Source organism: Qipengyuania aestuarii, from assembly GCF_019711535.1.
GTDB lineage: Bacteria > Pseudomonadota > Alphaproteobacteria > Sphingomonadales > Sphingomonadaceae > Qipengyuania > Qipengyuania aestuarii.
In genome coordinates this window covers 544,380-569,980 of record NZ_JAIGNP010000002.1, presented here as the reverse complement: position 1 = coordinate 569,980, position 25,601 = coordinate 544,380, and the positions used below count along the sequence as shown (strand labels likewise).

General features: G+C 56.8%; 18 protein-coding genes. 11 read left to right on the top strand and 7 right to left on the bottom strand.

What is annotated here, in order from left to right:
* Positions 1 to 3: 3 nt before the first annotated feature.
* The 3 genes from K3175_RS07880 (at position 4) to K3175_RS07870 (ending at position 3,304) form a co-directional block, all read left to right on the top strand.
* Positions 4 to 1,251 carry a pilus assembly protein CpaE gene (locus K3175_RS07880; RefSeq protein ID WP_221543176.1) on the top strand — a complete coding sequence of 416 codons (1,248 nt, stop codon included), beginning with the start codon at positions 4 to 6 and terminating at the stop codon, positions 1,249 to 1,251.
* 73 nt (positions 1,252 to 1,324) lie between these two features.
* Positions 1,325 to 2,296 carry a type II secretion system F family protein gene (locus tag K3175_RS07875; RefSeq protein ID WP_221543175.1) on the top strand — a complete coding sequence of 324 codons (972 nt, stop codon included), beginning with the start codon at positions 1,325 to 1,327 and terminating at the stop codon, positions 2,294 to 2,296.
* A gap of 18 nt (positions 2,297 to 2,314) precedes the next feature.
* A complete protein-coding gene (locus K3175_RS07870; protein ID WP_221542810.1) occupies positions 2,315 to 3,304 on the top strand; it encodes a type II secretion system F family protein in 990 nt (329 codons plus the stop codon).
* Positions 3,305 to 3,350: 46 nt separating this feature from the next.
* Here the strand turns inward: K3175_RS07870 and K3175_RS07865 are convergent, their stop codons facing one another.
* Both K3175_RS07865 and K3175_RS07860 read right to left on the bottom strand, forming a co-directional pair.
* On the bottom strand, positions 3,351 to 3,821 hold the full coding sequence (locus K3175_RS07865; RefSeq protein WP_221542809.1) for a MarR family winged helix-turn-helix transcriptional regulator: 471 nt from the start codon (positions 3,819 to 3,821) through the stop codon (positions 3,351 to 3,353).
* Positions 3,822 to 3,882: 61 nt separating this feature from the next.
* Positions 3,883 to 4,758 (bottom strand): crotonase/enoyl-CoA hydratase family protein, encoded by an 876-nt coding sequence (locus K3175_RS07860; RefSeq protein ID WP_221542808.1) that lies wholly within the window; start codon positions 4,756 to 4,758, stop codon positions 3,883 to 3,885.
* A 271-nt stretch (positions 4,759 to 5,029) separates the two neighbouring features.
* On the opposite strand from K3175_RS07860, the gene K3175_RS07855 reads away from it, so the two are divergent.
* Both K3175_RS07855 and K3175_RS07850 read left to right on the top strand, forming a co-directional pair.
* Positions 5,030 to 6,409: an NAD-dependent succinate-semialdehyde dehydrogenase gene (locus K3175_RS07855; protein ID WP_221542807.1), complete on the top strand. Its 1,380-nt coding sequence runs from the start codon at positions 5,030 to 5,032 to the stop codon at positions 6,407 to 6,409.
* 28 nt (positions 6,410 to 6,437) lie between these two features.
* Positions 6,438 to 7,037: an SDR family oxidoreductase gene (locus tag K3175_RS07850; RefSeq protein ID WP_221542806.1), complete on the top strand. Its 600-nt coding sequence runs from the start codon at positions 6,438 to 6,440 to the stop codon at positions 7,035 to 7,037.
* A gap of 76 nt (positions 7,038 to 7,113) precedes the next feature.
* Here K3175_RS07850 and K3175_RS07845 read toward each other — a convergent pair whose 3' ends face one another.
* Complete coding sequence (locus K3175_RS07845; RefSeq protein WP_221542805.1) at positions 7,114 to 7,899, bottom strand: SDR family NAD(P)-dependent oxidoreductase; 786 nt, start codon at positions 7,897 to 7,899, stop codon at positions 7,114 to 7,116.
* Between the two features lie 156 nt (positions 7,900 to 8,055).
* Entirely contained in the window at positions 8,056 to 9,228 is a 1,173-nt protein-coding gene (locus tag K3175_RS07840; protein WP_221542804.1) for an acetyl-CoA C-acetyltransferase, read from the bottom strand.
* Between the two features lie 387 nt (positions 9,229 to 9,615).
* Between K3175_RS07840 and K3175_RS07835 the strand changes: the two genes are divergently transcribed.
* From K3175_RS07835 to K3175_RS07820, 4 genes are all read left to right on the top strand, one after another.
* A complete protein-coding gene (locus K3175_RS07835) occupies positions 9,616 to 12,642 on the top strand; it encodes a TonB-dependent receptor plug domain-containing protein (RefSeq protein WP_247710781.1) in 3,027 nt (1,008 codons plus the stop codon).
* Between the two features lie 100 nt (positions 12,643 to 12,742).
* Complete coding sequence (locus tag K3175_RS07830; protein ID WP_221542803.1) at positions 12,743 to 13,039, top strand: hypothetical protein; 297 nt, start codon at positions 12,743 to 12,745, stop codon at positions 13,037 to 13,039.
* A gap of 600 nt (positions 13,040 to 13,639) precedes the next feature.
* On the top strand, positions 13,640 to 16,651 hold the full coding sequence (locus K3175_RS07825) for a TonB-dependent receptor domain-containing protein (protein WP_221542802.1): 3,012 nt from the start codon (positions 13,640 to 13,642) through the stop codon (positions 16,649 to 16,651).
* A gap of 101 nt (positions 16,652 to 16,752) precedes the next feature.
* A complete protein-coding gene (locus K3175_RS07820; protein WP_221542801.1) occupies positions 16,753 to 17,040 on the top strand; it encodes a hypothetical protein in 288 nt (95 codons plus the stop codon).
* A gap of 38 nt (positions 17,041 to 17,078) precedes the next feature.
* Here K3175_RS07820 and K3175_RS07815 read toward each other — a convergent pair whose 3' ends face one another.
* The 3 genes from K3175_RS07815 to K3175_RS07805 are packed head-to-tail and all read right to left on the bottom strand — an operon-like array spanning position 17,079 to position 18,769.
* The gene (locus K3175_RS07815; protein ID WP_221542800.1) at positions 17,079 to 18,104 is read right to left on the bottom strand and encodes a hypothetical protein; all 1,026 of its coding nucleotides are present in this window, start codon (positions 18,102 to 18,104) and stop codon (positions 17,079 to 17,081) included.
* A gap of 12 nt (positions 18,105 to 18,116) precedes the next feature.
* The gene (locus K3175_RS07810; RefSeq protein WP_221542799.1) at positions 18,117 to 18,593 is read right to left on the bottom strand and encodes a hypothetical protein; all 477 of its coding nucleotides are present in this window, start codon (positions 18,591 to 18,593) and stop codon (positions 18,117 to 18,119) included.
* 11 nt (positions 18,594 to 18,604) lie between these two features.
* Positions 18,605 to 18,769, bottom strand: a complete 165-nt coding sequence (locus K3175_RS07805; protein WP_221542798.1) for a hypothetical protein — start codon at positions 18,767 to 18,769, stop codon at positions 18,605 to 18,607.
* Positions 18,770 to 18,980: 211 nt separating this feature from the next.
* Here K3175_RS07805 and K3175_RS07800 point away from each other — a divergent pair, with 211 nt between their 5' ends.
* The gene (locus tag K3175_RS07800) at positions 18,981 to 22,091 is read left to right on the top strand and encodes a TonB-dependent receptor domain-containing protein (protein ID WP_221542797.1); all 3,111 of its coding nucleotides are present in this window, start codon (positions 18,981 to 18,983) and stop codon (positions 22,089 to 22,091) included.
* A 453-nt stretch (positions 22,092 to 22,544) separates the two neighbouring features.
* Entirely contained in the window at positions 22,545 to 25,493 is a 2,949-nt protein-coding gene (locus K3175_RS07795) for a TonB-dependent receptor domain-containing protein (protein WP_247710780.1), read from the top strand.
* The last annotated feature ends 108 nt before the right edge of the window (positions 25,494 to 25,601 follow it).

The following is a 25,601-nucleotide window of genomic DNA, read 5'->3' as shown; positions in this document are numbered from 1 at the left end:
AACATGCCTGCAAACCGCGATCCCTTCGCTGCATATATTTGTGACGAAACCGCTCTGGATGTGCTCCGCCCGGTAGTCATCGAGCTCGGTTGGCAGCCCGAGAAGTGCAATAAGGGCGGACTGCGTAACGCCGTTCAGTCGCTCTCCGTCTCGGCCAGCCCCAATATCCTGATGGTGGATCTTTCCGAAAGCGGTGATCCGCTTAATGACATCAATGCTTTGGCAGAAGTTTGCGAGCCGGGCACCGTCGTGATTGCCATCGGCCAAGTCAATGACGTACGCCTTTACCGCGATCTCATCTCGAGCGGTATTCACGACTATCTGCTCAAGCCTTTATCGGCTGCGGTTTTGAGGGACTCGCTGAATAACGCCCAAGCCGTTTTCTCTGCGCCACGCGGCGGCGAAGCCGAACAGGCAAAGAATCATATCTCCGCAGCGATCATCGGCACGCGCGGTGGGGTAGGAGCGTCGACACTCGCGACTTCTCTTGCGTGGCACTATAGCACCGATAAGCGCATGCCGACTGCATTGCTTGATCTAGATGTCCATTTCGGCACCGGTGCACTGACGCTCGATCTCGAGCCTGGGCGCGGCCTTACCGATGCAATCGACAACCCCAGTCGTATCGATGGCCTCTTCATCGAGCGCGCCATGATCCGCGCCAACGACAATCTAGCCATACTCTCGGCAGAGGCACCGATCAACTCGCCGCTCATGACAGATGGCGCAGCTTTCCTGCAACTCCAAGAGGAGTTTCGCCACGCCTTTGAAATGACGCTGATCGATTTGCCGCGCAACATGCTGATCAATTTCCCGCATGTTCTGAACGAGGTGAACGTTGCGGCAGTAGTGTGCGAAATGAGCCTGGCTTCGGCGCGTGACACTATTCGTATTCTCTCTTGGCTAAAGACGAATGCCGGGCATGTCACTCCGCTCGTCATTGCCAACAGGGTCCAGCCGGGAGCTTCCGAGATCAGCAAAGCCGACTTCGAAGCATCTATTGAACGTAAGATCGACGTTTCCATCCCACTCGATCAGAAAGCAGCAATCTCAGCCGCCAAGCTCGGCAAGACCGTTATCGACGCAAGCGCTTCAAGCAAAATGTCGGCTGGCATCAAGCAGGCTGCATCGCAAATTATCGGGCTGGGAGAAGCTGACAGCGAGGATGACGAAAAGTCGGCAAAGAAATCATTGCTCGGGGGTTTCGACCTGAAGGGCCTGATGACGAAAAAGGAAAAGGCGACGGCCTGAATTCGGCTGAGCTAGGCGAGCATTCGCGCCTTTCCCCTTCGAAATCCGAGACTGCAGCTTACGGAGTTACATGATGAACACGGTCCAGCTCGTACTAATCAGTGGCGGAATGCTGGTTCTGCTCATCTTGCTTTATTCCGCTTTTGCGGGACCGAACGTTGCGAAAGCCAGTCAGAGAAGGCTGCAACAACTCCGCTTTCGACATTCCGAAAGCACTGACGCCAAGGTTGAATCCCAGCTCAAGAAAGCCATTGCGGCGCGCAAGCCAAAACAATATCGCCAGGCCGGGTCGGAATCGCGCATCGCTGCCTTGGCTCTTCGACTGGACCGGACCGGCAAAAACTGGAGCTTGAGCCAGTACGCATACGTTTCGCTTGGACTGGTCATCGTTACGGCCGTTTTGCTCTATCTACAGTCGGGTTCATTGGCTCTGGCTTTGGCTGTAGGGATTTTTCTCGGAGCCGGCATACCGCATCTCGCCGTCAACATGACGATCTCGCGGCGTACTGCTCAATTCAACGCCAAGTTTCCTGACGCAATCGAATTGCTTGTTCGTGGTCTTCGTTCAGGTCTGCCCGTGACTGAAACCCTCGGCGTGGTGGCGCAGGAAATTCCGGGTCCGGTAGGTCAAGAATTCAAATCCATTGTCGAACGGATAAAGATCGGTCGCACGATGGAAGAATCTCTGCAGGAAACGGCCAATCGTCTCAATATCCCGGAATTCAACTTTTTCTGCATCACATTAGCCATTCAGCGTGAAACGGGCGGCAATCTTGCAGAGACCCTATCAAACCTTGCAGATGTGCTTCGCAAGCGCTCTCAGATGAAGCTCAAGATCCGTGCTATGAGTTCGGAATCAAAGGCTTCCGCGTACATCGTCGGGGCCCTTCCTTTCGTCGTCTTCACCATGATCTGGTCGATCAATCCGGGTTATGTCGGTGGCTTCTTTACCGATGATCGTTTGATCGTGACAGGACTAGGCGGCTTGGTCTGGATGAGCATTGGCGCCTTCATCATGGCGAAAATGGTCAGCTTCGAGATCTGAGCGGGAGGGAAGAACAAAATGGAAAATTCAACCGGCCCTACCCTACTCGGCTTCGATGTCGTGCTTGTCGGATCGATCCTAGCCGGAGTGGCAGCCTTGGCCGTGGTGTTTGCAATTTATACCGCGTTGACCATCAAGGATCCGATGGCAAAGCGCGTCAAAGCCCTGGAAGGGCGGCGCGAAGAACTGAAGCTCGGGCTTGTCACAGCAAGCGCCAAGAAACGCCAGAGCCTGGTTCGCAATTCGAGTACTACCGACAAGGTGCGCGATACCCTCGGCAGCATGAAGGTTCTTCAGCAGAGCCAAATCGACGAAATGCAGCAGAAGCTGGCCTGGGCAGGCTTCCGCAACAAAGAAGTGGCCGTCGTCCTGATCGCTCTGCGCATGATATTGCCAGTTGTCCTCGGGAGCATCGCCGCGATCCTGCTTTACGGCATCGAGATTTATCCCGATTGGGAATTCAAGCGTGTGGCGGCTTTGGGTGCGGCACTGTACCTTGGCTACAAGGGGCCGGAAATCTATCTCTCCAACATCGCGACCAAACGCACCGACGCGATCCGAAAGGGCTTGCCGGATGCCATCGACCTTCTCGTCATTTGCGCCGAAGCTGGTTTGACCGTCGATGCAGCATTCAATCGCGTCGCCAAGGAATTGGGCAGAGCCTATCCGGAACTCGGCGAAGAATTCACCCTAACCGCGATCGAACTGTCATTCCTGAACGAACGCAAGAAAGCGTTCGACAACCTCGCATTCCGCGTAAATCTTGAAGCCGTCAAAGGCGTCGTGACGACCATGGTGCAGACAGAACGTTACGGTACGCCCTTGGCATCCGCCCTGCGTGTGCTGTCGGCTGAGTTCCGCAACGAGCGCATGATGCGTGCAGAAGAGAAAGCAGCGCGTCTGCCGGCGATTATGACCGTTCCGCTCATCCTCTTCATTCTGCCGGTACTGTTTATCGTTATTCTGGGCCCGGCTGCTTGCGACATTTCCGACAGCTTCATGAACTGATCGCGGAAAGTCCAACTGACCAACCGAACAAAGCCTCGCCGATTATCTAGTCGGCGAGGCTTTCTGCATCAAACTCCCCCGCATTTTGGCGCAACCGGGCGAGCATGTCGCGCATTTGCGTCCGCTCCTCTTCGCTCAGCACCGAGAAGAGCTCTTCCTCTATCTTGAGCGCAAGCGGCATGATCCCGGCGTGGACTGCCCGTCCCTCCGCAGTGAGGTCTAGCAGGTGCGAGCGGCCATCGCTCTCGTTTGGAGTGCGCTGAGCCAGCCCGCGGCTCTCCAGCGACTTGCAGGCGCGGTTGACTGGCACCTTGTCCATCAGGGTCGCCTGAGACAATTCGCGCTGGGTCGTGGGACCGCTATCGCCTAGGACTGCCATGATCCGCCACTCGGTGGTCTTCAGCGCAAAGCGTTTGCGGTACTGCTCCGCGATCCTGGTCGAGACGGCATTCGACGCGACCGACAGTTGATACGGCAGGAAATCGGCGAGGCGCTGGGCGGGTTTTCGAGTACTCATCCCGCCAAGATCTAATGAAGCCCCCCGCTTTTACAAGGTTGCAGCCGTAACCACCTGCCCCCTATTCATAGCCCGGTTCATCCCACCACGGATAGAAGTCGGGCATGTCTGCGCTGACCGTGTCGGGGTAGACCGGCGGTCGCTTCTCGAGGAAACTGCGGACTCCTTCCTTGCTGTCCTCGCTCTTGCCCAGCCGGTAGATCGAGCGGCTGTCGATCCGGTGTGCTAGCATCGGATGCTCGAGCGCCGAAAGCCGCCAGAGCATTGCGCGGGTCATGGCGACGGAGACGGCGGAGGTATTGTCGGCGATCTCGCGCGCCAGCGACATGGCAGCATCCATCAGCTCGTGCGGCGGATGCACCGAGCGCACCAGGCCTTTCTCGAAAGCCTCCTCAGCCCCGAAGATGCGCCCGGTCATGCACCACTCCAGTGAAGTCTGCATGCCGACCAGCCGCGGCAGGAACCAGCTGGAGCAGGCTTCGGGCGTAATCCCGCGCCGTGCGAACACGAAACCGAACCGTGCATTATCGCTGCAGAGCCGCATGTCGAAAGGCAGCTGCATGGTCGCCCCTACCCCGACCGCGACACCATTGCAGGCGCCGATGACCGGCTTCTTGGAGTTGAACAGCCGCAGCACGAGCTGACCGCCCCCATCCCGCACGCGTTCGTCCGAAAGATCCTCCACCGGGGCGTGACGCGCGAAGACATTGCCCTTTTCCCCGTTCGGGGTGAGATCTGCGCCAGCGCAGAACGCCCGCTCGCCAGAACCGGTCACGACCACCGCGCGCACGCTGTCATCGGCATCGGTGATATCCAGCACATCGATGAATTCCTGCTTCATCACGCTGGTGAAGGCGTTCATCTTTTCGGGCCGGTCGAGCGTCACGATGGCGATTCCATCGGCGATCTCGAGCTTGATCTGAGTCAGGTCGTTCATTTGGATTTCCCCTCCGGCAATCCTACAGGATGGAGCACATGGAGCACGGTCCAGGAGCAAATGCAAAGTCCGGTGCTCGGAGGCTCCATCCTGACAAAAAATACCTAAAGATACGGCGCGATCCCATAAGGGCCGCATAGCGCGCCATAGCCAAGTAGGAAACACGGCAGTCCGAGCGCCCGCTGCCACCACGCGTGCGCGCTGGTGGAACGCCTTCGCCCCCACACCCGTTGCAAAGACGAACTGTTTCTCAATTCAAGCAAGGTGGCCAATGGCACAGATTACGACCAACAATCCCGCGACGCGCGAAGACATCGAAACCTACGACCTCATGTCGAAGGATGAAGCCTTCGCCAAGATCGAGGCTGCGCACGAAGCCTTCCTCGAATGGCGCACCCGCAGCCATGAAGAGCGCGGTGAGATCCTGAGCAAGATCGCCAAGACATTACGCGACAACAGCGACCGTATCAGCGAGCTGATGACCAAGGAAACCGGCAAACTGCTGAAGGACGGCAAGACCGAAGTCGAAATCTGCGCGCGGATCTTCGAATATTCCGCTGATCGCGGGCCCGAGGAACTGGCCGATGAAGAGCGTGAACATTCAGGCGGCAAGAAGCGCGGAATTGTGACCTATTCTCCCATCGGAGTGATCTATTCGATCCAGCCGTGGAATTTCCCCCTGTATCAGCCAGTGCGCGTGCTGGCTGCCAATGCGATGGCCGGGAATGCGTGCATTCTCAAACACGCCAGCATCTGCACCGGAAGCGGTCTTCTGCTGCGCGATCTCTGTCTGGAAGCAGGCCTGCCGAAGGGCCTGTTCGACGTTGTTCTGGTCGATCACGACACTTCCGACGAGATTATCGAACATGACAAGATCCGCGCCGTCACCATGACCGGCAGCGACGGTGCCGGCCGCCACATTGGCAGCAAGGCAGCCGAAGCGCTTAAAAAGACGGTGCTGGAGCTCGGGTCCAATGACGCCTACCTTGTGCTGGAAGATGCCGATATCGATCTGGCGGTGAAGACCTGCGTCACTGGACGCCTCTATAACAACGGCGAAACTTGCGTATCGGCGAAGCGCTTCGTGGTGACGGACGCCGTCTATGACGAATTCGTCGAAGCCTTCGTCGAGCGGATGAAGAGCACCAAGCTCGGCGCGCCAACCGACGAGGATACGCAGCTTGGCCCGGTTTCGAGCAAGGAGCAGTTCGATACCCTGGTCGAGCAGGTGCAGAAGAGCCTCGACGGCGGCTGCACACTGCTTTGCGGCGGCGATCCGGAAGAGGATCCGAAGGGCTGGTATTACCCCGCCACGGTGCTGGCCGACTGCAAGAAGGGCACCCCGGCCTATGATGATGAATTGTTCGGACCGGTGGCATCGATCATTCGCGCCAAGGATGATGAAGACGCGATGCGCATCGCCAACGACAGCCGTTATGGCCTTGGCGGCGGCATCTTCACCAAGGATCAGGACAAAGCGATCCGGCTTGCCCGCGACCACTTCGACACCGGTATGATCCGCGTCAATTCCTTCGGCGCTGCCGATCCGAACATGCCATTCGGAGGCGTCAAGGACAGCGGATATGGCCGCGAACATGGCGGGTTCGGCATGAAGGAATTCGTCAACACCAAGGCCATCTTCCTTCCCTGATCCCAATTAATCTCGCTGGAGAAAACCTATGAAAATCCTCGTAGCCGGAGCAACCGGCAACACAGGCGCCCGCCTGGTCAACGAACTCGCAGATCGCGGCCATGAACCGGTTGCGCTGGTTCGCCAGTCATCCGATACCAGCAAGCTGCCCGGCAAGGCCAAACAGCGCCAGGGCGATCTGACCGACCTGCAGGACGACGTAACCGATGGATGCGAAGTCGTGATCTTTGCCGCCGGGTCGGGCGGCGACACCAGCGCCGAGATGACCGACAAGGTCGATCGTGACGGCGCGATCAAATTGATCGACATTGCGGAGAAAAGCGATGTCCGCCGCTTCGTGATGCTGAGCTCTGTGGGTGCCGATGATCCCGATCCGGATAGCGAGCTGGCGCATTATCTCGAAGCCAAGCACGCTGCAGACGAGCATCTGAAAAAGAGCAGCCTTGAATATGCCATCTTGCGGCCGGTCTCACTCACGGACGATGGCCCGACCGGGTCGGTTCGGCTCGGCGACGATGTCGATCCGAAGGGCAAGGCTGCCCGGGGCGATGTCGCCGTTCTCCTGGCAGATGCGGCAGAGCAGGACGAATGGACCGGAGCAATCAAGCTCATGGAAACCAATTACTGAGCAAGCACGCTCAAAACCAAAAGCGCCGCCCGTTCGTAATTGAACGGGCGGCGCTTTTTCATTCGGTCGGGGTGGCTTAGCGCGGCGCCATACGGATGGCACCGTCGAGACGGACGTCTTCACCGTTGAAATAGCCGCATTCGATCATGGTCATGGCAAGCTTGGCATATTCTTCCGGATTGCCGAGACGCTTGGGGAACGGCACGCTGGCATTCAGTGCTTCGATCGCCTTTTCTGGCAGGCCCATCAGAAGCGGGGTCTGGAAGATTCCGGGCAGGATCGTGTTGACGCGGATGCCTTCGTTCATGAGATCGCGCGCGATCGGCAGAGTCATGCCGACTACCCCGCCCTTGGATGCCGAATAGGCCGCCTGACCGATCTGGCCGTCTTCGGCTGCGACCGAGGCCGTGTTGACGATTGCACCGCGATTGCCGTCCTCGGTGATCGGATCGAGGCTCATCATGCCGGCGGCGGATTTGGCGATGCAGCGGAACGTGCCGATGAGGTTGACCTGGACCACGAATTCGAAGGCGCTGATCGGGAAGTGTTTGATGTCACCCGTCTGCTTGTCTCGGCTCGCGGTCTTGATGGCATTACCGATACCGGCGCAATTGACCAGGATGCGTTCCTGTCCGTGCGCTTCGCGTGCCTTGGCGAAACCGGCATCCACTTCTTCCTCGCTGGTAACATTGACCTTGCAGAAGACCCCGCCCAGTTCTTCGGCCATGGCGTTGCCCTTCTCTTCGTTCATGTCGAAGATGGCGACCTTGGCGCCCTTGGCTGCGATGGCGCGCGCGGTGGCTGCGCCCAGCCCCGATGCGCCGCCGGTGACGATGGCGGGGGTGTTGCTGCTTACTTCCATTGCTCTCTCCTCAATCTGAAAATCGCTCGGCCCGTGGTTGCCGGTCGCGCTGGCGGACCGATAGGCCAGAAGCCGTACTTCTTTTGAAACTGCGCGCCAGACAAAATTGGCCCCTGGCCCGCCTTGCAGGGACAGGCGCCTACCAATCTCCTGCCGCTACAGCGCCTCGACGATAGTGACATTGGCGACGCCGCCGCCTTCGCACATCGTCTGCAATCCGTATTTCTTGCTGCGTGCCTTCAGCGAATGGACAAGCGTTGCCATCAGCTTGGTGCCCGATGCGCCGAGCGGATGACCCAGCGCGATCGCTCCGCCGTTGACATTGAGCTTGTCCGGATCCGCGCCCGTATGCTTGATCCATGCCAAGGGAACGGGCGCGAAGGCTTCGTTCACTTCGTACAGGTCGATGTCCGAAATTTTCATGCCCGCCCGCTCCAGCGCGCGGTCGGTCGCGAACAGCGGTTCTTCCAGCATGATCACCGGATCGCCTGCCGTCACCGTCAGATTATGGATACGCGCGATGGGAGTGAGGCCGTATTCCTTAAGCGCTTTCTCGCTCACTACCAGCACGGCGCTGGACCCGTCGCAGATCTGGCTGCTCGATGCGGCGGTGATGGTGCCTTCGGGGCTCAGAAGCTTCACACCGGCGATGCTGTCCAGCGTGGCATCGAACCGGATGCCTTCATCGACCGTATGCATCTCGCTGCCTTCGGGGGTCTCGATTTCGACCGGCACGATTTCTTCCTCGAACGCACCGGACTTGGTCGCCTCGGCAGCCTTGCGATGACTTTCCAGGGCGAAGCGATCGAGGTCATCCTTGGTGAAGCCGTGCTTCTTCACGATCATTTCCGCGCCCGTGAACTGGGACCACTGGATACCGGGATATTTCTCTTCCAGGCCGGGCGATTTGTAGTGCCCCAGCCCCTCTTTCATGTGGAGCATGGCGGTCGATCCCATGGGCACGCGGCTCATGCTTTCCACGCCGCTGGCGATAACCACATCCTGTGTACCGCTCATCACCGCCTGCGCGGCGAACTGGATGGCCTGCTGGGACGAACCGCACTGCCGGTCGATCGTGACGGCGGGCACGCCCTCGCCCAGATGCTTCGCCGCGAGAACGGCATTGCGCCCCACCTGCATCGCCTGTTCGCCGCCCTGGCTGACGCAGCCCATGATGACATCATCGACCGCACGCGCCTCCAGCCCCGAGCGCAGCATCACCGCATCGAGCGACTTTGCCGCGAGATCGACCGGATGCACCCCGGCAAGCCGCCCGCCCCGGCGCCCGCCAGCGGTCCGCACTGCTTCGACGATATAGGCTTCAGGCATCGGTCTCTCCCAAGATACGTTTCTATTTGAGACTTGGTTATGGCCTTGGGGATCAGGCGTCAAGAACCTCGGAAACCCACTATTCATGCACCACATCTAATTTAGTAAAGTATTCTTATAAGTTTAATCTAATAAGGTAAAAAATGCTTCACAATTGAGCATATGAGAAACTGAAATGTGTTCTCCAAGCAACACATAATTACTCAAAACGCCTCCAACAGCACAAAAGTTTTGCATCTCATGTGACTATTCTGACATCCGATTACTTCTGACGAGTGGTTCATGCTTTCGGAATCCTCAGGAAGTCCGTTCCGTGATTTGCTTGCAGGCAATCGTTGACGATCCGGATCCTACGATCCGATCAACCTAAATGAGGGGTCATTCATCTTGAAGCTTCACACCTATTTCAAAGCCAGCACGGCTCCAGCCGTACTCGGTCTAGCCCTGATCGGCACGCCAGCCTTCGCGCAGGACGCCACCGAAGATGCCGGAATCGAACCGGGCGCTGCCCAGCGCACCGCTCCCGCCGAAGCAATCGTCGTTACCGGCTCCCGCATCCAGAATCCGAACCTGGACAATGCCAGCCCGGTTTCGGTGGTGAACGAGGAAGAATTGCAACTTCAGCAAGTTATTACTCCTGAAGAATCCCTGCGTCAGATTCCCGGTGTGGTGCCAAGCATAGGCTCGAACGTAAATAACGGCAACGGCGGCGCCACCTACATCAACCTTCGCGGCCTCGGCGAACAGCGAAACCTTGTTCTCCTCAACGGTACGCGCGTCGTTCCTCAGGGCCTAAACGGCCTGACGAACATCGACGTCATCCCCGTTGCACTGCTCGAGCGGATGGACGTTCTGACGGGCGGCGCAGGCGCAGTTTATGGTGCCGATGCCATCTCCGGGGTCGTCAACTTCGTTACGAAGAAAGATTTCGAAGGCGTAGATCTTTCGGCAACCAACCAGATAACCGAAGAAGGCGATGGCTACGCGCTGCGGGCCGACCTCGTCGTCGGCGGCAACTTTGCCGACAACCGCGGAAACGCGGTATTTGCAGTCGGTTACACCGATCGCGACGCGGTATATCAAGGTGACCGCGATTACGGTGTCGACAACATCAGTTCCTATAGCGGTAATCCAGGTGGTTCAGGGACGACCGTTCCGTCAACCATCGCGGTAGCGGGAACCACCTCCGGCACCTTGCAGATCGACGGAGACTCGCTCGTCCCCTTCTATCAGGCGTTCAACTTCAACCCTTACAACATCTACCAAACACCGCTGAAACAGTATCGCCTCTATGGTGCAGCCAATTTCGAAGTTTCTGAGGCCCTAGAAGTCTTCGCAGATGGTTTATTCGTGCAGAGTACGACATCCACCATCATCGCACCCTCCGGTAGTTTTGGCGCAACATTAGATACGCCGCTCTCAAACCCTTATCTGACCGACGGTATTCGCAACCAGATTTGCGGCTTTGATACTGATGCTGATACCGCGGGCGTGCAACGCCTCTTCAGCCAAGCCGAATGTGATGCGGCAGCACTGGCTACCGATCCTGAATCGGACGATTACCGTACTGTCGGCCTCAGTTACGGGCGTCGTTTCGTAGAGTTCGGTCCTCGCCTGAGCGAATATCGCACTCGCCTTTTCCAAGTAAAGGCAGGCGCACGTGGTGGCCTTACGACCAACCTCGATTGGGAAGTTTTCGGAGCCTATGGTGAAAGTGAAAATGTCCAGCGTCAGTCAGGCAATGGTACGCGTTCACGCCTCCAGCAGGCAGTCCTGGCGACCAGCACGGAAGAGTGCCTCGACACGAGCAATGGGTGTGTGCCGATCAACCTGTTCGGTCCGCTTGGAAGCCTAACTTCCGGCGTCCAACAGTTCCTCGATGTCGGTAACAGCTCCACCGTAGGCTCGGAACTTTCACAGGTTCAGGGCGCAATCAGCGGTGATCTTGGCTTCGGCATCGGGGCTGAACCGATCGGTATCGCAATCGGAGCGGAATACCGCGATTATTATGCGTTTAGCCGTTCTGACCTGCTTTCTCAGACGCCTAGTGAAGTGTTGGGCAATGGCGCCGCTGCGCCCGATACTGACGGCTCATACGACGTGAAGGAAATTTTCGGCGAACTTATCATTCCTGTCGTGAGCAACGCGGTTTGGGCCGATGAGTTGACCCTTGAGCTCGCTGGTCGTGTTTCGGATTATTCGTCGACTGGAACCGAATACACGTGGAAAGCAGGCGGTAGCTTCACTCCTCTACCCGGTTTCCAGATCCGTGGCGGATATCAGGTAGTCACGCGAGCCCCGAACATCGCAGAACTCTTCGATGTTCCGACAACCGGCCTCGATAATTTTGGCAGCGATCCCTGCGCTGGTTCAGCACCGGTGAACGATGCAAATCTCCGCGCAATCTGCCTGGCGCAAGGCGCGCCGGCGACGTCGATCGGCAGTATCCAAGTCGATCCTGCCGGCCAGGTAAACGTTACCACTGGCGGCAACCCGAATCTGGATGCTGAAACGGCCAACACCTGGACTGCGGGCTTCGTGATCCAACCGATTTTCGTTCCAAATTTCACGATGACAATCGATTATTATAATATTGAAGTGAACGACGCGATTACCACGCCTACTATCGGCGATGTCTTCGCAGCCTGTTTCGCAAACAATCCTTCGCCGGACAATCCGGACTGTACTGCTATTCGGCGTAATCCAGTTACCGGCAACCTTTACGGCGAAGTGGCAACAACCCCAGGTTTGCCGCTCAATCTGACCAACCAGGGACGTCTATTTACCGATGGTATCGACCTTGCCTTGGATTGGGGCACCGACCTTGGATTTGCGGGACTTGACCTGAGCTTCAACGGGAACTGGACGAACCGGAAAAGGTTCAAGGCAAATCAGGATTCTGCTTCAAGCGTAAACCGTGAATGCGTTGGCTATTACAGCATTAACTGTGACTCGATCCAGCCAGAGTTCTCGTTCTCGCAGCGTACGACGCTCTCGTTCGACGACCTCGATCTGTCGCTTCGCTGGCGCTTCATCAACGCGGTCGAATTTGAACCACGCCAGTTCCAATCAGATTTGGCCGATGCAGACGCTGCCAATCGCGATGACGACGGAATTCTGCTTCCGGTCGAAGATCAAGGCTGCCCCGATTACGAAGGTGCAGATCCTGGTGCTTGCGTGGTCGAACCTGGCTTCCGTTCGATCTCGGCTAAGCATTACTTCGATTTGACAGCTGTATGGCACGCTGCGGAGAACTTCACTTTCACTGCTGCCGTACTCAATCTTTTTGACAAGGAGCCGAAGATTGTCGGAAGCAGCATCGGCGCAACAGCGTACAATAGCGGAAACACCTATCCGTCGACATACGACGCGGTGGGACGTCGTTTCTCGGTAACTGCACGCCTGAATTTCTAAAATTCAGGTCAAACAACTATAAGGGGGCGGAATTCGCCCCCTTTTTTTGCTTATTAATAATGCTATTGATAAATAAAAGAGGCAGAGTGGAGTCGAAGACGTGTTAGAAGCTATTTTGTTCAGCCTTTCTATTGGAGCGACTACTTTGCTTCAACTTTCAGCAGCGGAGGGCGCCGATACGCAGAAAGCCACGCCTCAAGTGGAAACGCAAGAAGGCGAGACGGAAACCAACCGCCGGATCTGCAAAACTTTTAAAGTTACAGGTTCGCGCGCCAAGCGAGAACGCATCTGCAAAACCGAAAGGCAATGGGCCGCCCACGAAGCTTCCGCAAAAGAAGAGGCCAGAAGAGCAACATCTGGGGTTTGTGCCGACCGGACACTATGCTCGGGCGAATAATCCTGTTTTCATTGCGTCATATCTGTCAGGCAGCGCAGGTCGCCGCAGCTCGTTGGTCCTGAATTTGTTTGGAATAGGCGGGGCAATGTCGGCATCGTGATTTCATGGTCGCTGCGCCCCGGAAATTCGGGGCGCTTATCGCGGTAACTCTGCGGAGCAGCTGATCACGCGTCCATGCCCTCGGTAACGAGATGTAATTACACATCCGAAACATGTGAAATCTACCTCATGGTCTCATTCCGAGGTCATCAGTGCGTAGTTTTCCGCTCGATAAACTCTTAAAAATATAAATCTTCAGAAGCTGACCGGAAGTTCGGCGTCTCTTTTCTTCGACGTTCACGAAGCCACAAACCGCTGATTCAGAAGATCGAAAAATGATCTTTGTGCCGCGAAGATAGCAAATATTCTAAATTAGTAATGTTGCAACCTTGTCACAGCCGGTAAGCATATTAGCCGCGTCTGTTGCAAGTCCGTTGCCGTTACCCTGCCAATGTCGCAATTTCCGACAATCAAATCGCGATCCTGCGAAACGCATTGCGGTGAAACTTCACCACAGGCCTTTCCCGCGGTTGGTATGATTAATTGGTTGGGGAAACATCCATGACATTGAATTTCTCGAAGTTTAGCGGTCGTGCAGCGCTGTACGCCAGTGCCGGGCTGACCGCTGTAGCGCTTTCCAGCCCTGCGATGGCGCAGGTCGCGACGGAAGACGAAGAAAGCGTAGACTCGCCGGCGGCGCCTGAAGCAATCGTCGTTACGGGTTCGCGCATCACCAATCCGAACCTGGAATTGGCCAGCCCTGTCAGCGTCGTCACCAGTGAAGACCTCGAACTCGCCCAGACCAACGTCGCGGAAGAGTTTCTGCGTGAATTGCCTTCGGCAGTTCCTAGCATCGGCTCTGCCGTCAACAACGGCAATGGCGGCGCGAGCTTCGTGAACCTGCGCGGTATCGGGTCCAACCGTAATCTGGTGCTTCTTGACGGTCGCCGTTTCACCCCGGCCGATACGACCGGACGCGTCGACCTTAATAATATTCCGCTTGCGATCATCGAGCGCACGGAAATCCTGACCGGCGGTGCCACAACGACCTATGGTGCGGACGCCATCGGCGGTGTCGTCAACTTCATTACCAAGCGCGATTTCGAAGGTGTCGAAGCGACCGTTTCGGAGCAGCTTACCGAAGAGGGTGACGGCGCCGTATTCCGGGCCGACGTGACCATCGGGGCCAATTTCGACGACGGCCGCGGCAACGCAGTGCTGAGCATTGGCTACCAGAATCAGGACGCGGTTTACCAAGGCGATCGCGACTTCTCGATCTTCAACGTCGGCTCGTTCACCGGTCGAGGCGGTGGCTCGTCCAATGCCGTTCCAGCCGTTATCGTCGCACCCGATGGACCTGACGCGAACGAGACCGGCATTGTCGGACAGATCAGCGAAGATGGAACAACCCTCGGCGCCTTTGACCGCCCGTTCAACTTCAACCCATTCAATATCTTCCTGACGCCGTTCGAACGCTTCAACATTTACGGTTCAGGCCGTTACGAAGTGTCGGATGCAGTCGAAGTCTTCACTCAGGCTTCGTTCTCGAAGAACACCGTGTCGACGATCATCGCTCCCGGCGGATCGTTCTTCAACACATACACCTTCAACTTGAACAACCCCTTCATCCCCGATGCTATCGCACAGCAGTTCGGTGACAACCTGGGACTGACAGCAGCCGAATACGCGGCTGCACGCAACACGCAGTTCGGCGCCACACTTCCCGACGGCACCGCCAATCCTGATTATGTGGAATTCGGCGCCTCGGTTCGTCGCCGTACTCCCGAAGCAGGTTCGCGTACCTCGGACTTCACCACCACCCTGTTTAATCTCGTCGGCGGCCTCCGCGGCGATGTGACCGAAAACATCCAGTGGGAAGTCTCGGGCACCTACGGTGAGAGCGAGCAAATCCAGCGTCAGGGCGGGTTCGCGCGCTTTGACCGCCTGCAGCAATCGATCCTCGCGATCCCCGATGGCGCTGGCGGCGTCCAGTGTATCGACCCGGATGGTGGTTGTGCGCCGATCAACTTGTTCGGCACGTTCGGCAATCTGGGTTCGCAGGAAGCAATCGACTATGTCTTCAATCTGACCCAGCAGGTCATCACGAAGGCATCGCTGCAGCAGGTACAGGGACTCCTGACCGGGGACCTCGGGTTCGCAATCGCCAACAGCCCCGTCGCATTCGCTGCCGGTGCGGAATACCGCAAGTACACAGCTTCGCAGGTTTCGGACGAAGCTTCGCAGACCCCCGGCGCAGTTGTCGGTGGTGGCGGTGCCGCTCCGAACATCGACGGCGAGTACGACGTTAAGGATGTCTTTGGTGAGCTGGTCATCCCGGTCATCGAAGATTCGTTCATCCGCGAGCTCACCGTCGAACTCGGTGCACGCTATTCGGACTATTCGACTGCCGGTGGCGAATTCACCTGGAAGGCCGGTGGTACGATGTCGCCGACGGACTGGATCACCTTCCGCGGTAACTATCAGCGTTCCTCGCGCACCCCGAATATCGGTGAGCTCTTCTCGCCGGTAACGACGTTCCTTACCAACCTCGCAGTCGATCCGTGCGCCGGAAGCAACCCAGTGGGTAATGCCAACCTGACTGCAGCTTGTGTTTCACAGATCGTTGCAAACGGCGCAAGCCAGGCTCAGGCCCAGGCGCTAATCGGGAACATCCTGCAGCCGGCTGCCGGCCAGATCAACGCGACTGGCGGCGGAAATCCGGATCTTGGGGTCGAAACAGCGACAACGTGGACGGTTGGTGCGGTCATCGAACCGCTGTACAACCTTTCGCTCACTGTCGACTATTGGAACATCGAGATCGAGGACGCGATCACCTCGCCGACGGTCGATGACCTTGTGGGTGGCTGCTACAACAATCCGACAGCCGGAAACGCGATCTGCAATCAGATCATCCGTAGCGCGACCACCGGCGGGCTTGACGGTTCCCCGGACGAAGTACCCGGTCTTCTGCTCGGTTCTTCGAACCTCGGTACGATCAAAACCGATGGTATCGACGTTAGCCTGCGCTATCGCACGAGCCTGACTGACACCATCGGATTGCGTTTCTCGACCGATGGCACCTGGGTGAACCGGAACAAGTTCCAAGCCACCCCGACGTCTGTGGATCGCGAATGCGTAAGCTACTATTCGGTCAACTGTGGTTCGATCCAGCCGGAATTCGTGTTCAATACGCGGGCGACGGTTTCGTTCTTCGATGAGGTCGATCTGTCGCTTCTGTGGCGTTATCTCAGCTCGACCGAGTTCGAACCGCTCCAGCGTGAGCAGTCGGGCGACGCGTTCATCGGCACTCTCGATGACTCCACCGGTCCGCTTGAAGGACGGGAAGTCGACTTCAATAACATCGACGCCGAGAACTACTTCGACCTGAGCGCTCGGTGGATGGCGACCGATAACTTCGAGTTTATCTTCACGGTGCAGAACCTGTTCGACAATCAGCCTACGGTGGTTGGTTCGGATATCGGTTCGACCGCGTACAACTCGGGTAACATCTATCCATCGACCTATGACGCACTGGGCCGCCGCTATGCTGCAGCCGTTAAGCTTCGCTTCTAGTTTCCGGCGCTCATAAAACATCGAGGGGCGGCTCCAAGAGCCGCCCCTTTTTTGTATTAGATAGTCATGTTAAAGAGATTCGAATTCTCGGAGGAGGTGATATGTTCAGACAGGCGAAGATCGCTGCCGCAGCAATAGTGCTGACAATGCCGGGAGCGATTGTAGTCGCTCAGGAATCCGAGCCGAAAAAGGAGGAAAAGTCGGAAAAGATCACCGACAGTGATCATCCTGACTTTGTACGGTGCCGGACAGAAAAGGTGATCGGTTCATTGGCCAAGAGGCGCAAAGTCTGTCTTACAAATCGCGAATGGGAAGAGTTCGCTCGCCGAGGCAATGACGCAGCAAGGCAGACAGTGGCACAGAACGCTGCCGGCATGACCACCGATTAGGTGGCTGATATTAAAAGACCTCCGACACGGGGGTGGGATCAGATAAGATCTAGGCTGGAGTCCGGGCTCGCGTCGAGCCCGGCTTCCAGCGCTAGCTTCCGGACCCACTCTGCAACCATCTCGATTTCTTCGCGATTGCTTTCGGTAGTCCGATCGAGCTGAGTTTGCCTTTTGTCCGCCGAATATGGGAGTCGATCCTTCGAATTGCGGGTAAACGCCGTACCGGTAGCAATAGCTTCCGCTTGCTCGCGTTCCAGCGAGATTCCGAGGTGGCCAAAGAAAGCTTCCGTCGTGCGTAGCGGATTTTTCAAGAGCGTCGCGCTGTCGCAAAAAGCGACACGGTCAGAGCCGAGCTTTCTCTGCATCCTTGAGAAGATGGCCAGATGCGATAACCAGCCCAAACCGGCGACTTGCAGATCAGTCAGTTCCAATAGCTCTTCGGTGGTGAACCGATGGCTTAGTGCCTGATCTTTCGCTTGTCCGATCAGTGACGTGCGCGCCCATTGCCGCCCCCAGAGACCCTTGACCGCAATAGACGCCAAAAAATGCTCAATGGGCGCATACAGAAACAGGGCTCGTGCTTGGGGCCTCATACCGAGTATCGCCGGACCAATCACGTTCGCGATACTGGATGGTTTGACCACTACGTTTTGATCATGACCGAACGGCCTGGCCAGCAGGGATAGCGAGAGGTCAAGGACTTGCGCCAATTTCTGCACGTCAGCACCCCGCCTTCTGTAACCCACCATATCATTCAGCAGGACCGGCTCTTTCAAGCCCATGGCGACGCCTTCGAGATCAAACATCCGTGCCGCGAGGGTTGAACAGCAATAGGCGGAATGGAATATAAAGTGGATCGGCGCTCTGGAAAATAGCGATCCATCGATACGGTTTCTTGGAATAGCGACATATTCCTCAGCACGCGCCAGATGCTCGTCGGTTAGAAAAGTCGCTTTACGATGGTCCCGTCTTGCCACCCTGATGAATCGAAAACTGTCATCCTTTTCGTCGTAGCGATGCGCAAGCCATTCGGGATCGGCGAGAAGCGAAGAAGTATCATCCATGGCGGAAACCGGTCACCGAATGCGATTGACGCCCTTGAAGCCCGTCTTTCCGGGGATCCGAATCCGGTAACCACCGGTCCCGCTTTCGCTAATGACGACTGCAAGCCCGGGTACGAAGCGCGCTCTCAAACCTCCAGTTGATGTTAGCTGCCACGCCTGACCGTTTTCGAGTTCGACAATCGTTGAGCGGGTGCGCAAATCTTCATCGACGCGTGCCACGGTTGCCGTCAGCTCGGTGATTTCCATGCCTTGCTCATCGCTAGCTAGGCCGAAGCGTTTGCGGCGATAGTCTGCCCGTTTCGTCTCTATCTTTTCGTCGATTCCGTAAATTGCGTCGAGAGCGGAATCATAGCATTCGAGGCGCTCAGCACCGCCATCAATTTCTCGGCACTCCTGAAGCGATTCCGCAGGCGAAGAAGCGTCCTGGGCAAATGCGTAGGAGACCGCTGATCCGCCGAAAAGCAGGGCTACGGGCAACAGTCGGTACATGAAATATCCTGTCAGAAATCTAGAGTGCAACACCTAGCAGAAGCACTGCCCTTCTCCAACAAATCTACTTTGCACCAGCCATTGCCCTGCATTCGTTCATCGCTGAAATGCTTCTGAGGCTTGCCCAGCGACTCTCCGGCGCCTTTCCAGTCGTTGCGATCCACGCCGAATTCCACCAGCGGCGAAAAATGGCTGATTGCTAATGTGGCAACCTTGTCACACTAAATTAAATATTAGTCATATGTGATACACTGGCATTGCTCACATCACCGGCATCCCGCAGATTTCCTCCACCAGGCTGTGCTGGAGAGAAGAGCCTCTGCGCGAGTCATCGCGCCAAAGGCTCGCAATATGGTCTGTGTAATTAATATGTTGGGGATACAATCCATGAAATTGAACTTTGCAAATTTCAGCAGTCGGGCGGCGCTATATGCCGGTGCCGGACTGGCTGCTGTGGCGCTTTCCAGTCCCGCCCTCGCACAGGATAATAGCGAGGAAGCGGCTCCTGAACAGGTCAATGCCAGCGACGCGGTTGCCCCCGATGCAACTTCGAACACGCAAGGCGCCATCGTCGTCACTGGTTCGCGCATCCGTCGCCCCGAGATCGTGGGCACCGAGCCCACCAGCTCGATCAGCGCGCAGTATTACGATGATCGCAACATCACCAACGCAGCCGATGCTCTGAACGAACTCCCGCAGTTCCGTAGCAGCGTCAGCCAGCGTGGCGATCAGGCCGGTTACGGCGCCGGCGTCAACTTCGTGAATACATTTGGCCTCGGTTCGAACCGCACGCTGAGCCTCGTAAATGGTCGCCGCGTGGTATCGTCCAACCTTCCTTCGTTGTTCTCGTCCGGCGCACCAGGCGTTCAGGTCGATCTCAACATCATTCCGACGAACCTCATCGAGCGGATCGACAACGTGTTCGTCGGCGGCGCGCCGATCTACGGTTCGGATGCGATTGCCGGAACCGTGAACATCATCCTCAAGGATGATTACGAAGGTTTCGAAATGACCGGAACCTCGGGAATTTCGGACCGCGGCGATGCGTTCAACTACAACGTCTCCGGCCTGTTCGGCTCCAACTTTGCCGACAATCGCGGTAACGTCACCCTTTCGATGGCTTATGACAAGGCCAACGGCGTTCGCGGTTCGGATCGCGAGCACATCCGTGACAACCTCGGCTTCCTGAACAACAATTGCGCTCCGGGAACCACCCAGCCTGCGGATGACGGTCGCGTCAATCCGAACATCGGCTGCAACACTGGACCCGACGATGGCGTCCCGGCACGTGTCGTATTCCCGAATGTTCTGTCGCCGTATCTTTCCACCGGCGGTGTGATCACGAGCGCCGGTTTCGGTCTTGCGTTTGCTCCCGATGGAACGATTATCGACAACATCTTCCCGGGAACGAACCTCACCGGCTTTTTCGGAACGGGCCTGAGCCCGACGGCCTACAACACTGCCGATCAGTTCAGTGTCACCTCGACGCTTGAACGTTTCACCACCAACGCATTTCTCAGCTACGAGATCATGCCGGGTATGGAAGCCTTCGCCGAGGGCCTGTATTACAACAGCCGCGCGATCGAAGAAGGCAACAACCCTTCTTTCAACACCTTTGTGTTCGATCCGGGCGTGTCGGGCGGTCTCACCTACGATGTCGCGACCAACCCGTTCCTGACGGATCAGGCTCGCGCCACTCTCACTGGCCTTGGTCTTACGACCTTCAACGTTTCGCGTTCGAACGAAGATCTCTTCGACAACGGCACCGTAACCGAGAGCGAGCTGAAGCGCGGCGTAGTCGGCCTCCGTGGTGAATTCGGCGGACTGTTCGACAATCGCTGGAACTACGAAGTCAGCTTCAATTACGGCACGAACGAAATTGAAAACTTCGGTCAGGAGATCAACCAGCAGCGCTTCATCAATGCGGTAAGCTATGTCGCCGGCCCCAACGGTCCGGTCTGCACGACCACGCCGCCAGTTCCGGTCGCCCCAAGGCAGCCGGTGCAGCCGATTGCGGACCCGAACTGCGTTCCGCTCAACCTTCTCGGCGTTGGTGTAGCCAGCCAGGAAGCGCTGAACTACATCCGTGAAGACATCAATGATGTGGCCAACATCACCCAGAAGGTGTTCAACGCCAACTTCGGCGGCGATCTGTTCGACCTTTGGGCTGGTCCGATCGGCTTCAACGTAGGTTACGAGCACCGCGAGGAAGAAGCTTCCTTCACGCCTTCGAGCTTCACGCAGTTCGGTGAAGGTCGCGGCGCTGCCGTCGGGCCGACCTCGGGCAAGTACAACGTCGACGAGGTATTCGGTGAAGTCCTCATTCCGCTTGCATCGCCAGAGAATGATATCCCTTTCCTTGACAGTGCAGAAGTCTTCGGGCGCGTTCGCTACGTCGATAACACAGTGAATGGCGGGTTCACCTCCTTCGCTGTCGGCGGCCGTATCGCGCCGATTGAGGACATCCAGTTCCGCGGCAACTTCACGCGGTCGTTCCGTGCTCCTGCGGTGACCGAGCTGTTCCTTCCGCAGAGCCCGACGTTTGTGCGTCCGCCCGATCTGTGTACTGCGCAGGCCATCGATGCCGGCCCGGTACCCGAGACACGGACACGTAACTGTCAGGCCTTCCTGGCTGCCACTAACAACGATCCCGCGACTTACAACTTGCTTGCAGCGCAGGCATCGGTCGCCGGGCTGTCCGGCGGCAACCCGAACCTGGAAAACGAAAAGGCTGACAGCTTCACGTTTGGCGTCATCGTCCGTCCGCGGTTCGTCAACGGTCTGACCATCACGGCAGATTATATTGATATCGAACTTGAAGGTCCGATCGCCAGCCTGAGTACTGGTCAGCTTGCTTCCGGTTGCTTCGACAACGAGAACTTCGACGCTTCTGATCCGATCAACGGCAACAGCTTCTGCGAAGCTCTCGGCTTCGGTGCGGATGGCCAGATCCCCAACCTGCCCACGAATCCGGCTGTAAGAACCGGCTTCGTCAATGGTCAGCGGATCCTGTTCGAAGGTATCACTGGTGCGCTGGATTATCGCACCTCGCTCAATGGGATCGGCATTCCGTTGACCCTGCGTACGGGCGGCGACCTGCTCTATGTGAAGCGTCGTATCAACGACATTACCGGGGTGGCTCCGCAGCGTTCGGACGGTACCATCGGCGATCCGGAATTCTCCGGCCAGGCCCGCCTGGTGTTTGCCGGCGACAATTTCGGTGTCGGAACCTACGTCAACTACACTGGCGAGCAGCTATTCTCGCGCTTCGATCGTGGCGGCAGCCCGAACGACACGCGTGAACTCGACCAGCTGGACGACTTCGTGACGGTTAACATGAACGTGTATTTCGATACGGAAAGCGATTTCCGTTTCAACTTCGCGGTCACCAACCTGTTTGATCGTATCGGTCAGGAATATTTCGGATACATCTATCCTGGATCGGAAAGCGACGACATCGGTCGCCGCTATGCGATCAGTGTGAGCAAGCGCTTCTAATTCGCTTAACTCCGAAAGACTGGAAGGGCCCCGAATTTTCGGGGCCCTTTTTTGTGGGCACAGCGATCGAGGCGCACGCCGTGATGGCGAGCGGCCAAAATCGCGTGATGCTGCCTTGGTATCCTCCCGATTAAGCTAGCGGTGGTGCCTGCACGCAATACTTGCTTAAGATTTACAACTATTATTCCTTAATTAGTTTTATCTAATATATAACCCGTTGCCTAGTTGCAACATTTTTTACATTTTGAAGACTTACGCGCAAATTGTCTTTGCAGCACAGAGAGTACGAAGCCAAGACGCTTCGCGCAAATCCCAGGTATCTTATGCGCACCGAGAGATTGCGTATATTAGATTTCTCTGATTTGGCTTTTTTTATTATTTCTTGGGGAAAAATAGATGAGAAATACTCTCCCGAAACTCAATAGGCGCGCGGCATTATATGCAAGCGCCGGCTTGGCGGCTGTCGCGCTCGCAGGCTCAGCCTCGCCTGCGTTCGCTCAGGCACAGACCAGTGAACAGGCGCTCGAAGAAGATCCCGCACCGATCGGCCAGCCGATTGTGGTCACTGGATCGCGCATTGCTTCGCCAACAGTCGACTCTGCAGCCCCTCTGCAAATCGTCGATGATCAGGCCATCGATGATTCGGGCGTGACCAACATTCAAGAAATTCTCCTTGAAAACCCGGTTTTCGGGACGCCTGCACTCAGCCGCACAAATTCGGCTTTCTTGACCTCAGGTACTGGCGTCGCAACAGTTGATCTTCGTGACCTTGGCTCTGACCGCACTCTCGTCCTTATCGATGGACGCCGAGTCGTTGCCTCGCTTCCCGGGTCTGCAACGGTCGACCTCAACGTCATCCCGACCCAATTCGTCGAACGCATCGATATTCTGACCGGCGGCGCCTCCGCGCTCTATGGTTCGGACGCAATCGCAGGTGTCGTAAACTTCGTTTATAAGACGGACTTTGAAGGCGTCGAAGCCAACGCGCAGTATGGCCTGACCGAACGTGGCGACGACATTCGTTACCAAGCGAACATCACTGCAGGCGTGAACACGGACGATGGCCGAGGCAATGTCATGCTGCACCTCGGCTATTCGAACGAAAAGGGCCTCTTGTCGCGTCAGCGTAAGAATACCTTCACGGACGACTATGATAGTTCGTTCTTTACTGGCGACTTGGCTGACTACGGCACGCCCGTCGAACCCTATTATTCCAGCTACCCTCCTCAGGGTCGCTTCATTACAACTGGGGGCACCTTCACGTATGGAGAGAATGGTGACCTCCTAAATTGTTTCGACACTAACGGGACTTCATGCGGCGGCGCACCAAACGGCTTCAACCGCCAATTTTTCCGCACATTGGCTGTGCCAGTGGAGCGCTACCTCTTCGCCGCTCGCGGCAACTATGAGGTGGACGATTCGGTCGAAGCGTACTTCGAAGGTACCTTCAACCGTACAAGCTCGTCACGGATCATCGAGCCATTCGCGCTAGAGTCTGGTGGTGCAAACGGTATCTTCCCCTCGGGCGGCGGCTTTAACGTCGAGAATTTTCTGCCAGGCACTACGACGGTCGTTGCCAATCCGCTAGTACCTGACGAAATCTTAGCGGCTGCTACGGATACCAACGGCGATGGTTTGCGCGACATTGGGTTTGCCCGTCGCTTGGCAGAATTCGGTCCGCGTTCGGGTGACACCTCACGCGACTTTTATCGCTTCGTTGTAGGTGCACGCGGGGATTTCCTAGACAACCGCTTCACTTGGGACCTCAACTACAATTACGGTGAGGTGAAAGAAACTCAGGTTTCGAATGGCCAGGTCAATGTCGTCAACTTCCGTGACGCACTTGCCGTTCGCTCAGAAGTGGGTGACGAAAACGGCAATGGCATTGCTGGGGAAGCGATCTGCATCAGTGCGGAAGCTCGGGCCAATGGGTGCGTCCCTGCAAACATCTTCGGCGCCGGTGCAGTGTCCCAGGCCGCAGTCGATTATATTGCCGCCCAAGGCACCTTCCTCACGGGTATCCGGCAGAGCGTTGTACAGGGGATTGTCAGCGGTTCCGTTGTAGATCTTCCGGCTGGGCCGCTGGGCCTTGCCTTCGGCGCCGAATACCGCAAAGAAAGCTCGTTCTCGGATAACGATGCACTGACCAACGCTGGCCTGAACGCTGGTAACAAACTGCCGGATACCGAAGGCAGCTTTGATGTCAAAGAAGCGTTCGCCGAAGTGAGGGTCCCAATCCTAGCCGACACACCTGGCTTTGAATTGCTCGAAATCGGGGGTGCCTTCCGCTACGCTGATTATTCGACTGTCGGTGGAGTATCGAGCTACAACGGGACGGTTACTTGGCAGCCGTTCCTTCCCCTGCGACTGCGTGGCACGTATGCACGCTCGGTCCGTGCGCCGAACGTTGGCGAATTGTTCTCGGGCCTTTCACAGACCTTCCCTTCGGGGCTGACCGATCCGTGTGTGGGTATCGGCGCATCGGGTGGCGGCGCGGTCGGCGACAACTGCCGTGCAGATCCAGGCGTTGCCGCCAATATTGCCGCCAATGGTGTGTTCACACTGAACCAGTCTGATCGTCAGGGCATCAGCGGCTTCAATGGCGGAAATCCGAATCTGGAGGAGGAGAAATCCGAATCATGGACGGCAGGTGCGGCATTCGATGCTCGTTCGCTTGGACTCGGCAACCTGACTCTCACTGCTGACTATTATAACATCAGCATCGAGAACGTGATTGCTTCGTTCCCGCGGCAATTCAGCCTCGACCAGTGCTACGGTCAAGGCAATCAGACCTTCTGCGATCTTATCACGCGCAGATCACAGGCAACGGCAGTTAACAGTGCCGGATCGATCGATCTGATTAACGCGCTCGCGGTGAATGCTGCCATTCTCGAAACGGAGGGTCTGGACGTTGTATTGAGCTACAACACTCCGCTTGGTTTCAGTGAGAATGATCGCGTGTCGGGACGTGTTGCATACACGCATGTCTTCAAGAACGACTACACGCCACTCGAGGGCGAGGATGTCGATCCGGCAGCTGGTGAAATCGGGACGCCGAAGGACAAGTTCACGGCAAATCTGGCCTATCAAAACGACGACTTCCGTTGGAGCTTTACCGGCAACTACATCGGTAAGTCGTATGAAGATCAGAGCCTCTGTGCCTCGTTCGGCGCAGATCCAGAATGTGTGGGCGTCGGTGCCGAGTTCTATCTTGACACCCAGCTCACCTTCTATGCAGCTGATGAGTTGGAGTTCTATGTTGGCGCCGACAATCTGCTCGACAACGACGCCCCGAACTTGCTCACCGGAACGAGCTTCAATGTGACCGGAACCGATACCGCAGCCGATGTCTATGACATCTTCGGTCGTCGGTACTACTTCGGGGTACGCGCTCGCTTCTGATCTATTCGATCGCAAGCAAATAGGAAAAGGGCGGCCTTCGGGTCGCCCTTTTTGTTGCTGCCTAACAGTGCAATGTGGAAGCAAAAAAAGGGCCGCAAAAGCGCCCCT

What these genes read in the sequence shown, in the direction of transcription:
- K3175_RS07880 (WP_221543176.1), top strand. Translation starts at nt 4, where the DNA reads ATGCCTGCAAACCGCGATCCCTTCGCTGCATATATTTGTGACGAAACC.
- K3175_RS07875 (WP_221543175.1), top strand. Translation starts at nt 1,325, where the DNA reads ATGAACACGGTCCAGCTCGTACTAATCAGTGGCGGAATGCTGGTTCTG.
- K3175_RS07870 (WP_221542810.1), top strand. Translation starts at nt 2,315, where the DNA reads ATGGAAAATTCAACCGGCCCTACCCTACTCGGCTTCGATGTCGTGCTT.
- K3175_RS07865 (WP_221542809.1), bottom strand. Translation starts at nt 3,821, where the DNA reads ATGAGTACTCGAAAACCCGCCCAGCGCCTCGCCGATTTCCTGCCGTAT.
- K3175_RS07860 (WP_221542808.1), bottom strand. Translation starts at nt 4,758, where the DNA reads ATGAACGACCTGACTCAGATCAAGCTCGAGATCGCCGATGGAATCGCC.
- K3175_RS07855 (WP_221542807.1), top strand. Translation starts at nt 5,030, where the DNA reads ATGGCACAGATTACGACCAACAATCCCGCGACGCGCGAAGACATCGAA.
- K3175_RS07850 (WP_221542806.1), top strand. Translation starts at nt 6,438, where the DNA reads ATGAAAATCCTCGTAGCCGGAGCAACCGGCAACACAGGCGCCCGCCTG.
- K3175_RS07845 (WP_221542805.1), bottom strand. Translation starts at nt 7,899, where the DNA reads ATGGAAGTAAGCAGCAACACCCCCGCCATCGTCACCGGCGGCGCATCG.
- K3175_RS07840 (WP_221542804.1), bottom strand. Translation starts at nt 9,228, where the DNA reads ATGCCTGAAGCCTATATCGTCGAAGCAGTGCGGACCGCTGGCGGGCGC.
- K3175_RS07825 (WP_221542802.1), top strand. Translation starts at nt 13,640, where the DNA reads ATGACATTGAATTTCTCGAAGTTTAGCGGTCGTGCAGCGCTGTACGCC.
- K3175_RS07820 (WP_221542801.1), top strand. Translation starts at nt 16,753, where the DNA reads ATGTTCAGACAGGCGAAGATCGCTGCCGCAGCAATAGTGCTGACAATG.
- K3175_RS07815 (WP_221542800.1), bottom strand. Translation starts at nt 18,104, where the DNA reads ATGGATGATACTTCTTCGCTTCTCGCCGATCCCGAATGGCTTGCGCAT.
- K3175_RS07810 (WP_221542799.1), bottom strand. Translation starts at nt 18,593, where the DNA reads ATGTACCGACTGTTGCCCGTAGCCCTGCTTTTCGGCGGATCAGCGGTC.
- K3175_RS07800 (WP_221542797.1), top strand. Translation starts at nt 18,981, where the DNA reads ATGAAATTGAACTTTGCAAATTTCAGCAGTCGGGCGGCGCTATATGCC.